The sequence below is a fragment of the Sphingobacterium zeae genome (genome assembly GCF_030818895.1).
Lineage (GTDB): Bacteria > Bacteroidota > Bacteroidia > Sphingobacteriales > Sphingobacteriaceae > Sphingobacterium > Sphingobacterium zeae.
Genome location: NZ_JAUTBA010000001.1, coordinates 4,669,470 through 4,682,665 on the forward strand (window position 1 = coordinate 4,669,470; position 13,196 = coordinate 4,682,665).

The following is a 13,196-nucleotide window of genomic DNA, read 5'->3' on the forward strand; positions in this document are numbered from 1 at the left end:
ACCAGCCATAAACATTTATCTCAATTCAAATACAAAAATATCGCACTCCATAAAGAAACGAATAGTGCAATAGGTCAACTCAAAATCCTTAGTGAGAATCTTTCTTCGTTCCTGCGCGCTGTTCTATTACTTAACTATCATTCTGCTTAAAAAAACTTATGGAAAGTAAACTTAGGCTCGCGCTATAGTCAATCTTGTGTGATCGTTGTGATAAACTAGTCAATATTGTGTGTTTGTTGTGTTACGCTATAGCCACCAATACGTCACCAATAGGTGACCAACTCTTACCTATCCCCCACCTTTGCTCGAATTTTCTTCGGGCAGGCTTCGAATCTCCCTCGAATCAAATTCGAAGAACAGCCGAGGAAAATGCGAGTCCAGTTCTATAAAAGGCAGGAGTTAATAGGGAATTGGTCGGGAAAAAGTCGCCGGAAGGTGGTACCTCTATCTCCAAGTCACGTGGTCTTTGACAGCACTTTAAAATTCCTTTCGCACATGTTTGAGACACGTTTGCCTCCCTTCGAATGGGCCTTGGCAGAGCTTCAAGTATATTTTTTTACTGGTAGCCGAAGCCCTATCGAATAACTGTGGAACCATTTCCGAAGAGGAGTCGAGCTGCATTTTACAGATAGATATGGAACTACTATCGGCTACTCAGCTGTACTTATTTGACATATCAAACTATCGTTTAAAGCGTGATCGCTTTGAACAGAAAATTTGCCAAACCACATACAGCGAAATTTCTTTCAAACACTGATTGAAGAACGTGTCAAAAATACTACAAAGATATTGGAATAGTATAACTCACAGCCACAGGCTCTCCTTGCAGTCTACCTGGCTTCCAAGGACCAACAGCCTGAATCGCTGTTGTAATCGCGCTACTGACCTTAATAGGAATATCCTGATCATATTTAAATTTACTGAGCCTACCATCTTTGTTGACAATAAATGTCACGTTAACAAGCCTAGACTTCAATTGAGTAATTAAATTGTCCGATATATCGATCTGCCGATAAACGGCTTCCATAAACTGCTTCAATTTAAGCGGAAGAATCGGTGCCGATTCCTTCGTCTCAGCATCGTATAAAATAACCTCTCCATTGGAACGAAATCTTTTTCCGCTCTGAAGAACACCACCTAAATACTGTTCTTCATAACGGCTTCCCATATTAAAACCTTCCCATCTACCATCTTTTTCGTTATCTTTAAGCTCACCTTCAAAATAAGCTCCATCCGAATAATCCAGTCGAAGGAATCCGGTCCCGCGCTTCAAGAGATAATTTCCCAAAGAATCCATATACAACAAGTGATATGGTTTTGTCATTCTCGAACCCGTAAAGGGATTTTGTGCAGTGTCAATATGCGTCACGAGCATTTTCAATTTTCCTGTCGGATAATAATAGTATGAAGAATCCGTAGGCACACCGTCTGCATCAAATTTCTCTAAGCTTTTCAACTGTCCATTTGGATAGTAGACTGTCGACTCCCCGACATAATTCCACCCGAAAAACCCAACTGTGCTATCTCGGCTATAAGCGAAGGATTTGATGGAATCCGTATCTGTATAGTAGCTAACAATATTAAAAAATCGACTTGATTGATCTCCAACAGGAACAATACATTGGTAAGTATGGGACTCTAGTTTTGTCTTAACAGGATTCCCCGATTTATCAAAGTAATTCACTATCGTATCGCTAATAAAAACTTTCCCCCTTGCTTTCGAAGAAAATGCTTCTGTAATCGCTCCTATAAAAATAAGCACAATTAAAAATAAAGTCGATCTTTTCATAAATATGACAACGTTAAAGGACGAAAATACGGCTTTATATAATAACACCAAATCAAAAAAGCGGCAATTTCTTTCGAAATTGCCGCTTTTATAACCATATGTCTAAAAGACTACTTAACGTCCCACCATACTGGTACTGTAATCGCTTTCGTACCTGGATAGTTTAAGTTAGTTGTTAACTCCGTATTCGGATACAACAAACGCTGAGGCATTTCACCATTAGCCAAAATGGATGCTTTTGATTGAATCAAGAATGTAGGATATCCTGTTCTTCTGTATTCAGTCCATGCTTCAAAATTTTGGAAACCATTCATTGCATAATATTTCTGCGTAATGATTGCTTCTAATTGTTTTGAGGCATCTGTTGGAAATTTACCAGCAGCAGCTAAATATTCAGTTAATCCTTCCGCGCCTAAGTAGTTAAATGACGCAGTAACACCTTCATTATACAGTGTAGCAACACTTCCTGTCCCCCATCCTTTCAAAGCAGCCTCGGCTTGTAAGAATTTGCTTTCAGCAATAGAGAATAATTTTACAGGAGCGATTGCAGAAGCTGTATTTTTCGCATTTGCCCCAGTTACTGGTGAAGGAGCGGAGACTAATTTTGTGTTTTGTCCTCGGAAGTCCCCCTGTTCTAAGTAAGCTACTGTATCTTGCAATGTTACATTATCAGCTTTTAACAGTCTATTATACAATGCAAATGATCTTTTATCCTTATTTGCTGCAAATGCTTTTACAGCAGTTCCACTCGCAACTACATTTTGAACATATTTTAAACCAACCATTTCTGTATAGAAAGGATTTTGGTTACCACCTGTTGTCGTAAATGTGATGGAAACATCCTCATTTAAAAATGTGGGATTTGTCGCATACAATGCTTTAATACCTGCTTGAGCGGTCGCAGCATCTACGTTTGAAATACGTAAATAAGCTTTCAATTTCAAGGTATTTGCAAACGCGATCCAAGATGTTTTATCTCCGCCAAACAACATATCTTGTTCTCCCGGTGTAGTACCAAGATTACCTTTCAATAACTCAACACCTTTATCAATACTTTCGAAAATACTGTTGTATACCTCTTTTTGTGTTTGATATTTTGGACTTAAGTTCGTTGCTCCTTGCAGCGCTTCATCTAACGGAATATCTCCAAAAGCATCAGTCGCTACTTGCAATGTATATGCTTTCAACAAATACGCCATACCAATTGTATAGTTGTTTGCACCACGCTCCGAATTAATGATGATTTCAGCATTGTTGAGTGCACTTCTATAGATAGTTGACCAAATACGATCCGTTGCTGTATTTTTGAGGTTATACTGATCAATAGTTTGATACTGCGACGATGATGGAGCCTGTGTCCAATATTGCGCCCACAAACCACCATATACTTGAAGCTGATTACCTACGATCTGGCTTAACGAAGCTTCAACTGTCGGCAGCAAGAGGTTTGGTTCTACTTTTTCTGGGTTATTTGGATTTTCATTAACATCCAAATATTTATTACAACTTGTAAATGCTACGGATCCAACCAATGCAGCAAAAACAAACTTTTTAATATTCTTGTTCATTTTATTATTCTTTATAGTTTAGAAGGATACCTTCACATTGATACCATAGTTACGCAAAGACGGCTGAGCGGTATAGTCAAAACCTTGTGCATTTCCAGCACCAGCAGAATTTACTTCTGGATCTGCATATTTATTTTCGCTTGGCGTCCAGATAAACAGGTTATTACCAAATACACCGACAGTTACATCACCAAAAGGCGTATTTTTTAGCATATCTTTTTTGAATTTATAAGAGATAGCCAAGTTGCGCAACTTCACATAAGAAGCATCTACCACATTCATACCCGCCTCCAAATATGGATAGTAATCCACTTTGTCATAAGTTGCCGTCGTATTTACAACAGAATTACCATTTGCATCTAAGTAAACAGAGTTAGGGAAGATTTGACCAAAACGCTCACCTCCTGTTTCTGCAGACGTACCTGTGAATGCCATGATATCTTTAGTACGTGAATAGAATACACCTCCATGCTTCATGTCAAATAACGTGGTTAATGACCAGCCTTTGTAATTTAAAGTCGTTCCTAATGAGGCTTGGAATTTAGGATTATAACTTCCTAAATACTTTGCTTCAGAAGTAGGTACTGGTAAACCTGTTTCTTGGTCAACGATAGTTCTACCTTGTGCATCAGTGGCATTTGTCACAGCATAAAATTCACCGTAAGGGCGTCCTTTAGCGGCAACGATAGACATACCTGAGAAACCACCTAAAGAAACTTGATCAATACCATCCATCAATTCAACAACTTTATTGTTGTTTTTAGTGAAAGTACCCATCAATTCCCAGCTGAAGTTTTCTGTTTTCACTGGTGTCCCACGCAACGCAAGTTCAACACCTGAAGTTTTTAATCTTGCCGGCATTAACAACATTGAATCCGTAACCTGTCGAATTTGCAATAGGAATTGCTAAGATTTGATTTTTCGAGTTGTTATTGTAGTAACTAAAATCAACAGTTAAACGATTTCTAAAGAAACCCAATTCTGCACCTACTTCAGCTGATGTAGTGATTTCCGGTTTCAACTCTGCATTTCCTAAAGTCGATCCAGACATGAATGCAGACACATTACCAAATGGGAAAGTTGTCGTTCCGAATCCACCATTGATCTCGCCTCTAGAGAATGTTGTCAACAATTGATATGGATCTGTATCCGACCCAACTTTAGCATAGTTAGCACGCAATTTACCGTAAGAAAGGATTCTCTTCGCGTCTTGGCTTAACAACTCAGAGAATACAAATGAACCACTCACACTTGGGTAAAAGAATGAATTGTTTTTCTTCGGCAAGGTAGACGACCAGTCGTTACGTGCTGTCGCTTGTAAGTATAAGAAATTTTTGTATGACAAGTTCAAATCCGCATAAAGCCCAACCAACCGGCGTTTTGACCATGAATCTTCGATCAAGTTCAATGGCCCATTAGAGTTCGCTAAATTATAAAAACCGGGCTGTACCAAACCTCCACTTTCGTTGGTCGCTGTACTTAAATTTGTAACATTACGCTGACGAATGTTGTTACCCAACATTAATGATCCTTTAAAATCTTGATTAAAGTCATGGCTAGCAGTAACCATAAAATCATGAATGATCTCTGTTACATTGTATTGATCGATACGGTACTCCCCATTGTCAATTAAATCGTTAGCTGTCGAATAATTACCTGAGGTTTTATCGATCGGTGTAAAATTATATTTTGGAGATTCGGAGCGTCTGCGGTCAGTATAATGATCTACCCCTACACGCTCTTTGAAATCCAACCATTCAAATGGCTTATAACCGACGTTAAAATTACCCAGAATGCGATTTACATTATTATAATTGTTGTAATTTGCTAATGTCCAATATGGATTCATAGAATAAGCTCCATAATAGCCATACTCATTACTATGGTTTAGACCATTTGCATCGACATAACCATAGCCATTATATGGATTGCTTAAATCTTTCATGTCAGCAACAGGAATATCACGCGGAGTTTGTAACAAGTTATTATATACAGACGAATTTCCTTGTCCCCCGCCTACGTTGTTCGAGTTAATCTGACTATAGTTCGCTGAAATTCCCGCGTAAAATTTATTGGAGAATTCAGTCTGACCATTGAAACGAACACCATATTTATTGTAGTTATCTTTGCTTCCAGGATAAACACCATTTGAGTTCAAAGAATTTAGGCCCAAATAGAAGGAAGACTTTTCACTACCACCCGAGAAACCTAAATTATTATCTGTTGCAAATCCAGTATTAAAAAAATCCCTAACGTTATCTTTAACAGCAGAATATGGCTTTGTTTGTCTTATGCCATTTACAGCTTGTCCCCATTCCTGTGTTTTCCCAGTAAAAGGAGCTCCCCAAGACCAGTTTTCCTTTGGATCATTGACAAAAACCAGGTCTCCATTTTTAGTATAGCCAGAGTAACCTTGACCATATTCGTTCTGAAACTCAGGTAATTTTAAAATAGAAGAAAATGTATTTGTTGTATTGAAAGTAATATCTGTTTTTCCGCCGCCTCTTTTACCTGTTTTAGTAGTAATGATCAAAGCTCCATTGGATGCACGCGATCCATATAACGCTGCTGCAGCCGGACCTTTCAAGATGGTCATCGATGCAATATCATCAGGGTTGATATCATTACCGCGGTTACCAAAATCTACACTTGATAATGATGAACCACCACCGATTACACTGGAGTTGTCAATAGGAACACCGTCGACAACAATTAAGGCTTGGTTATTCCCTGAGATAGACGAACCGCCACGCAAAACGACACGAGATGAACTACCTGGAGAATTTGACGTTGATGTAATATTCACACCTGCAACCTTACCAGCTAATGCATTGATAGCACTTGAATTTTGACCTGACCGTAATTCCTCGTTGTTCAAGGTCGGTGCTGAATAACCTAATGTTCTCTTTTCTCTTTTGATAGCATTGGCAGTTACCACCACCTCTTCAAGCGCATTGTCATGATTTTCCAAAGAAACATTGAACACCGTGTTGTTGTTATTCACAATAATGGTTTTATCGTCAAAACCAACGGAACGGAATACAACAACTTTGCCTGCCGGTACATTCAATGAATAATTACCATTAGTATCGGTCTGTGTAGCCTGATTAGTACCTTGTACAACTACTGTTACCCCTGGTATAGCTTTACCGTCAGCAGATGTAACACGACCACTAATCTTTTTTTCCTGAGCGAATGCGACCGAAGTCAGAATCATTCCGCCAACAAGAAAACTTAGTAATGTTTGTTTCATGTTTTAGTTAGTTAATTTTATTATTTTTTCTAATCCTATATATTGATATAAATTATATCCGTTCACACAACTGTCCAAACATAAATTGTCTAGACAATAAAACCGCAACCTATCAAATAGACTATTGCAGTTCATTTTTTAACAGTTGAAAATATTATTGAAAAGCAGCCCTAGGTAGATGCAGGGCAATTCTTAGATAAATATCCAGCTGTAAATTTGCTCTTTTCAGCATTTACAGTAAATAATAGTTAGTGCGATTTTTATTAGCGGTGTCAAATATAGAAACCCCAAGTTGTTTTTACAAGTTTTTTAACATAATCCCTCAAAATCAGTAAATACCGCAATAATTGGAAGTCAAATTTGCAAATTGTTACTAAAGAATCATTTTAGAATAAAAACTAATCAAAACAACCTCAAACAGAATTTTATACGGAATCCGATATATTTAACAAAACATTAACAATGCTACAAGAAATCTTTGAGACATCATTCTTTAAACTATCAAATATAAAAGATACTTAATTTATAACAATTCTAAACATACATCAGTAGAATGAAAACCAGACTTTCATGACCTTATGTCGATCCGTAACAATGAAGGGAAACAAAAAATCTCATCTGGTCGATAGCACTTTAAAATCAAAAAAAAGACACTCTACCTTCTCAGGCTGAGCGTCTTTCATTTTTTTATGAAATAAGTCCAGAGACGACTTATTTATTGATATCTAATCAATATATTCGAATTTAGTGTAAGGCACCAAAACTGCCGGAATCTTAATTCCCTTTTCAGTTTGATTATTTTCTAATATCGCAGCTACAATACGTGGCAAAGCCAATGCTGAACCATTTAAGGTATGTGCCAGTTGCATCTTGCCATCGGCATTTTTAAAACGGACTTTCAAACGATTCGCTTGATAAGTTTCAAAATTGGAAACGGAAGATACCTCTAACCAACGTTTCTGAGCAGAACTATACACTTCCATGTCATAGGTCAATGCAGAAGTAAAACTCATATCTCCACCGCAAAGGCGCAATACACGATAAGGCAGCTCCAATTTCTGCAACAGCCCCTGTACGTATAAACTCATCTCTTCCAGCACTTCATACGACCTTTCGGGATGTACGATCTGCACCGTCTCTACTTTGTCAAATTGATGCAAACGGTTTAATCCACGTACATGTGCTCCATAAGAACCCGCTTCCCGACGGAAACAGGGTGTATAAGCGCAATGTTTGATTGGAAATTGCACCTCTTTCACAATCTCATCTCTATAAATGTTGGTGACCGGAACTTCGGCTGTAGGGATCAAATAGAGATTGTCGTTTCCGATATAGTACATCTGTCCTTCTTTATCCGGCAATTGCCCCGTGGCAAATGCAGAATCCTCATTCACCAAAATGGGCACCTGAACTTCTTCGTATCCTTCCTCGGCAGCCTGATCCAAAAAGAAATTAATTAATGCACGCTGCAATTTAGCGCCCTTACCTTTATAGATGGGAAAACCTGCTCCGGCAACTTTTACGCCAAGCTCTAAATCAACAATACCGTATTTGATCAATAATTCCCAATGGGGCAATGCCTCCTCCGACAACGCAGGGATTTCGCCATGGCTCAAAACAATTTCGTTATCGTCTGCACTTACTCCTGCCGGAACGGACTGATGCGGTAAATTAGGCAATTGTACGATCTTCTCATTCAATGCTGCCTCAATTGTACCTAGTTGATCTAAAAGTTGCTTTACTTGCTCTTTATATCCCGAAGATTTGGATTTAACGGTTTCAGCTTCTTCTTTTTTACCTTGACGCATCAGATCTCCAATCTTTTTTGCTGCCGCATTAGCCTCTGCCGAAAGTGCATCAGATTCCGATTGGATCTTACGGCGCTCTTCATCTAAACTAATGATTTCGTCGATCAATCCAATTTCCTTGAAATGCTTGACAGCCAATCTTTCGATTACCGTATCCCTGTTCTCACGGATATAATTTAATTGCAACATAATATAAATGTGTTATTTAAAATAGTGAACAAACTTAGATAAATTTGCCTTTATTTACAAGCTATTTTATTCCCATAACACCTTTAGAAAGGCTTTTTGAACCTATTTTATGCGCTTTACTAAGCAATACTTACCTCATCACACAAATATACATCTTGAATAGCGTGAAGCAGTGCTACACCCTCTTGCATCGGTTTTTGAAAGGCTTTACGACCGGATATCAAACCAGTTCCGCCAGCGCGCTTGTTAATAACCGCCGTTTTTACAGCTTCTTGGATGTCATTCTGTCCTGAAGCCCCGCCAGAATTGATCAAGCCTGCCCTACCAGCAAAGCAATTAAGAACCTGGTAGCGGCAGAGGTCAATAGGATGATCGGAAGAAAGCTGTGTATACATCCGTTCATCTAGCTTTCCATAACTGCTTTTCCCCATATTCAGCGCCTTAAAGCCACCGTTCAACTCGGGTAGTTTTTGCTTAATAATATCCGCTTTGATGGTTACGCCCAAATGATTGGCCTGCCCAGTCAGGTCTGCAGCTAAGTGGTAATCTTTATCGCCGACCTTGAAAGCCGAATTACGCAAATAACACCATAGTACCGTCGCCATTCCCAAGGAATGTGCTTCCTCAAATGCTTTTGCTACTTCAATAATCTGCCGGTCTGATTCTTCAGATCCAAAATATATGGTTGCCCCTACCGCAACAGCACCCATATTCCAGGCTTCGCGAATGGTTCCGTACAAGATTTGGTCGGCGCGATTGGGATAGGTCAACAGTTCATTATGATTGATTTTAACCAAAAACGGAATCTTGTGTGCATACTTTCGGGCAACAGCTCCTAATACACCGAAGGTAGAAGCCACGGCATTACAATTCCCTTCCAAAGCTAGCTTGACAATATTTTCCGGATCAAAATACTGTGGATTTGGAGCAAAAGAAGCTCCGGCACTGTGTTCAATACCTTGGTCCACAGGCAATATCGAAAGATACCCGGTATTAGCCAATCGACCCGTTCCAAAAAGTTGGCCCAAACTGCGCAAAACCTGCGGGCTACGATCACTTGAACTGTATACTTGGTCAATAAATTCTGCTTGTGGGAGATGTAGCATTGTTTTGGAAACTGCAGGTTGATCAAATTCTAACAAATAACTCGCTTCTGCACCTAGATGTGCCTGTATTTTTTCGATGTATTGCATAATATATTTATTTTAACGTGATGGAGTTTACCATTATCTTTAAAATAAAACTCTAAAAACCACAGAATGTTTTAGCGCATATTATGTAGTAAAAAAAACTTAACTTTGACCATGTTATATTTAGTTCCAACACCTATTGGCAATCTGGAGGACATGACGTTCCGTGCGGTCAATGTCCTAAAAGAAGTGGACCTCATCTTAGCAGAGGATACAAGGACTAGTGCTCCGCTTTTAAAACATTTTGGAATCGACAAAAAAGTATTTGCGCATCATCAGCACAATGAACATAAAGCGGTCTCTGAAATCATTAAATTTTTAAAAGAGGGACAAAACATTGCTTTGATTTCAGACGCTGGAACACCGGCAATCTCGGATCCGGGATTCTTACTCGTACGTGAGGCCATCAAAGAAGGACTGGAGGTACAGTGCTTACCGGGAGCAACTGCATTCGTACCAGCGCTTGTCAATTCGGGACTTCCCAACGACCGTTTTTGCTTTGAAGGTTTTCTACCCGTAAAAAAAGGAAGACAAACACGCTTAAAAGCTTTGGCAGAAGAAAAAAGAACAATGATCTTCTACGAATCACCACATCGTATTCTCAAAACAATTGAAGAATTTATCACCGTTTTTGGACCAGAAAGACAAGGGTCGATATCTCGTGAGTTGAGCAAACTCTATGAGGAAAATGTGCGCGGAACATTAACTGATTTAAAATTACACTTCGAAAACAATCCGATTAAAGGAGAATTTGTATTTTGTGTAGCAGGATTGGAATAAATTTTAACAATCTTTATGTATTAAAATGTATTTGACATGAACATGGAACAATTTGCACAGGATGGGCAGGACATAAAAATCATCGAAAAATTGGTTTCTAAAGTCCAGGATATGCTTACTCCAGGAGAAAGAATAGATTATATAGCAGTTCAAAAGAAACCTGCAGTGACTATTTTACCGGATAGTATTACCATCAGTAATAAGCGCATATTTATGTGCGAGTTTACTAAATTGGGCTTAGCTACTGATTTCGAAATTTTCGGCTGGCAAGATATCAAAGATATTGCTTTCAAAGAGGAAATCTTCGGTTCGAAAGTGACTGTTATTCCTTTTACTGGGGAGAATTTGAGCATCGATTATATCCCTAAAGTTCAGGCCAGAAAATTATATCAATATATTAAAGCTGCACTTGAAAATTATAAAAAAGCGGAATTGGCCGCCGAAAAAGAGAAAATAGTGATCGCTTCAACTGTGGCAAAAGAAGGGATTATCGAAAGACCGGAAAGTAATGCCGCAGGGCAGCCAGCAGTTACAGCACCTGCTCAATCAGCACCACAATATTATGGGGCTGGTCAGCCAACACCGCAGGCGCCGGTTCAGACACAGCAACCGATCGCATCCACCCCAACTATTCCGACAGTTTCGGCAGCTGCTATCTCACCTGCTGCGGCAAAGGAAGAGGAAGAGGATGAAATTACGTTAAAGCTCAAAAAATTAAAAACGCTCTTCGACAAACAATTGATTACCCAAGAGGAATACGAGAGTAAAAAGAGAGAAGTCTTATCCAGTTTATAATTATAAATGGTAGAAAATATATAGTGAAAAACAACTATTTACTGGCACTTTTAAGTGCCTTTTTATTGTGGTTGGGCTGGCCTCCAATCCCCTATTCCAGTCCATTGTTATTTATTGGATTTGTACCTCTGCTAATTGCTGTGGAAAACATTATCCGAAGTGAAACATGCAAACGAAAAGGCCGTAAAGTGTTTCTTACTGCAGGACTCTCCGCAGTTGTCTGGAACACCGCCTCTATTTATTGGGTATACAACTCCATTTCAGCAGTTATGCCGCCATTTGCAGCTGTCTTAATCAGCTTGATCCCTTTTTGTCTGGGAGCGGCTTTAATGGCGCTGGTTTTCAGACTTTATGCGCAACTACGACGCAAAACAAACATCCTGTTATCCCTCTTCGGATTAATGGGATTCTGGATAAGCTACGAATTTTTACATGAATCCTGGGATTTAGCTTTCCCCTGGATGACATTAGGCAATGGTTTTGCCAGTTTCCACCAATTGGTGCAATGGTATGAAATCACGGGAGTCTATGGTGGAACCATATGGATCTGGCTGGTCAATATCTTGGTCTTTACACTTTACCTGAATCGGGAGGGACTTTATCCGGTCAAACGTAAGATTGTCCCGATTGCTGTATTGACCGCAGTGTTACTAATCCCAAGCACCTACTCGTTGATACGTTACGTTAACTATGAGGAACATCAGAATCCCGCACAAATCGTTGTTGTTCAGCCTAATATTGACCCTTATCTTAAATTCCATATTAGTCCCGAAGAACAATTAAACACCTTATTCTCCTTATCAAATTCAGTCGCTAAACCAAATACCGAGTTTTTTATCTGGCCTGAAACGGCACTTTCACAGAACGGAGATTTCGACGAGGATAATTTTAGGGAAACATACTCTTACCAGCGCATCTTAAAGTTTTTAGATCAGTATAAAAATGGCAATGTACTTTCAGGTATTGAAAGTTATCAGCTGTACAACGATGCCAAAACACCGACTGCACGCGAAATAGCTCCTTATGTTTATCAAGATAATTTCAATGCCGCGACATTGATCGATTATTCTTCCAAACTACAATTTTATCATAAGTCCAAGCTCGTTCCGGGCGTTGAACAAATGCCTTTTGGTGCAGCCATGAACTTCTTAAAACCTCTGTTTAAAGCATTCGGCGGTACTACGGGAGGCTATGGAAAACAGGCCGAACCATCGGTATTTTATGCGCAAAGTGGCATTGGTGCAGCACCGGTCATCTGTTACGAATCCATTTGGGGCAATTATGTTGCTAAGTACGTCAAAAAAGGAGCACAGTTTATTGCGATCATCACCAATGATGGCTGGTGGGGAAATACTTCGGGCAAAGACCAACATTTACAGTACGCTAAACTACGTGCGATTGAGAATAGACGATGGGTGGCTCGCTCGGCCAACACAGGGATCTCTGGCTTCATTAATCAACGCGGAGATATTGTGCAACAGACCAAATGGTGGCAGCCTGCAGCCCTCAATCAGGAAATTAATTTAAATGAAGAAATCACGATCTATACGCAAGCAGGTGATATCGCCGCTTATTTAGGTTTGACGCTCGCATTAGGAGGAATTTTGCTCCTGATCGTGGTCAGACGAAGAAAGGAAGTCATATAATTGAAAAATAGCGCCAATATGAACTAACATTAGCGCTATTTTTCTTTGTCAGAACAGAAAAGCTCTCGCCCTATACCATAAAGGGCAAAAAGGATCTCATTCTTAGAAACCGATTAACTCAGACACCTACCGGCCATAATTAGGAAATTAAAATGATAAAAATTAGTGATTTGATAGC

General features: G+C 39.3%; 9 protein-coding genes. 3 read left to right on the forward strand and 6 right to left on the reverse strand.

The features are described 5' to 3' along the window. Nucleotides 1-778: 778 nt before the first annotated feature. From QE382_RS19570 to QE382_RS19595, 6 genes are all read right to left on the reverse strand, one after another. Entirely contained in the window at nt 779-1,789 is a 1,011-nt protein-coding gene (locus tag QE382_RS19570) for an energy transducer TonB (RefSeq protein ID WP_307187398.1), read from the reverse strand. Nucleotides 1,790-1,899: 110 nt separating this feature from the next. Then, nucleotides 1,900-3,357 carry a SusD/RagB family nutrient-binding outer membrane lipoprotein gene (locus tag QE382_RS19575; protein WP_307187399.1) on the reverse strand — a complete coding sequence of 486 codons (1,458 nt, stop codon included), beginning with the start codon at nt 3,355-3,357 and terminating at the stop codon, nt 1,900-1,902. An 18-nt stretch (nt 3,358-3,375) separates the two neighbouring features. Further along, the gene (locus QE382_RS19580; protein ID WP_307187400.1) at nt 3,376-4,218 is read right to left on the reverse strand and encodes a hypothetical protein; all 843 of its coding nucleotides are present in this window, start codon (nt 4,216-4,218) and stop codon (nt 3,376-3,378) included. Further along, nucleotides 4,187-6,610: a SusC/RagA family TonB-linked outer membrane protein gene (locus tag QE382_RS19585; RefSeq protein WP_307187401.1), complete on the reverse strand. Its 2,424-nt coding sequence runs from the start codon at nt 6,608-6,610 to the stop codon at nt 4,187-4,189. The genes QE382_RS19580 and QE382_RS19585 overlap by 32 nt, the downstream gene beginning before the upstream one ends. Before the next feature lie 725 nt (nt 6,611-7,335). Next, complete coding sequence (serS, locus tag QE382_RS19590; RefSeq protein WP_307187402.1) at nt 7,336-8,607, reverse strand: serine--tRNA ligase; 1,272 nt, start codon at nt 8,605-8,607, stop codon at nt 7,336-7,338. A 119-nt stretch (nt 8,608-8,726) separates the two neighbouring features. Continuing rightward, nucleotides 8,727-9,800, reverse strand: coding sequence for a class I fructose-bisphosphate aldolase (locus QE382_RS19595; RefSeq protein ID WP_307187403.1), 1,074 nt, complete (start codon nt 9,798-9,800; stop codon nt 8,727-8,729). Nucleotides 9,801-9,911: 111 nt separating this feature from the next. Between QE382_RS19595 and rsmI the strand changes: the two genes are divergently transcribed. Genes rsmI through lnt form a run of 3 tightly spaced genes read left to right on the forward strand, consistent with a single transcriptional unit; the run spans nt 9,912 to nt 13,018 of the window. Then, nucleotides 9,912-10,577, forward strand: coding sequence for a 16S rRNA (cytidine(1402)-2'-O)-methyltransferase (gene rsmI, locus QE382_RS19600; protein ID WP_307187404.1), 666 nt, complete (start codon nt 9,912-9,914; stop codon nt 10,575-10,577). A 36-nt stretch (nt 10,578-10,613) separates the two neighbouring features. Then, on the forward strand, nt 10,614-11,372 hold the full coding sequence (locus tag QE382_RS19605; RefSeq protein ID WP_307187405.1) for a PH domain-containing protein: 759 nt from the start codon (nt 10,614-10,616) through the stop codon (nt 11,370-11,372). Nucleotides 11,373-11,395: 23 nt separating this feature from the next. Then, nucleotides 11,396-13,018: an apolipoprotein N-acyltransferase gene (gene lnt / locus QE382_RS19610; RefSeq protein WP_307187406.1), complete on the forward strand. Its 1,623-nt coding sequence runs from the start codon at nt 11,396-11,398 to the stop codon at nt 13,016-13,018. The last annotated feature ends 178 nt before the right edge of the window (nt 13,019-13,196 follow it).

What these genes read in the sequence shown, in the direction of transcription:
- QE382_RS19570 (WP_307187398.1), bottom strand. Translation starts at nt 1,789, where the DNA reads ATGAAAAGATCGACTTTATTTTTAATTGTGCTTATTTTTATAGGAGCG.
- QE382_RS19575 (WP_307187399.1), bottom strand. Translation starts at nt 3,357, where the DNA reads ATGAACAAGAATATTAAAAAGTTTGTTTTTGCTGCATTGGTTGGATCC.
- QE382_RS19580 (WP_307187400.1), bottom strand. Translation starts at nt 4,218, where the DNA reads ATGCCGGCAAGATTAAAAACTTCAGGTGTTGAACTTGCGTTGCGTGGG.
- QE382_RS19585 (WP_307187401.1), bottom strand. Translation starts at nt 6,610, where the DNA reads ATGAAACAAACATTACTAAGTTTTCTTGTTGGCGGAATGATTCTGACT.
- serS (WP_307187402.1), bottom strand. Translation starts at nt 8,607, where the DNA reads ATGTTGCAATTAAATTATATCCGTGAGAACAGGGATACGGTAATCGAA.
- QE382_RS19595 (WP_307187403.1), bottom strand. Translation starts at nt 9,800, where the DNA reads ATGCAATACATCGAAAAAATACAGGCACATCTAGGTGCAGAAGCGAGT.
- rsmI (WP_307187404.1), top strand. Translation starts at nt 9,912, where the DNA reads ATGTTATATTTAGTTCCAACACCTATTGGCAATCTGGAGGACATGACG.
- QE382_RS19605 (WP_307187405.1), top strand. Translation starts at nt 10,614, where the DNA reads ATGAACATGGAACAATTTGCACAGGATGGGCAGGACATAAAAATCATC.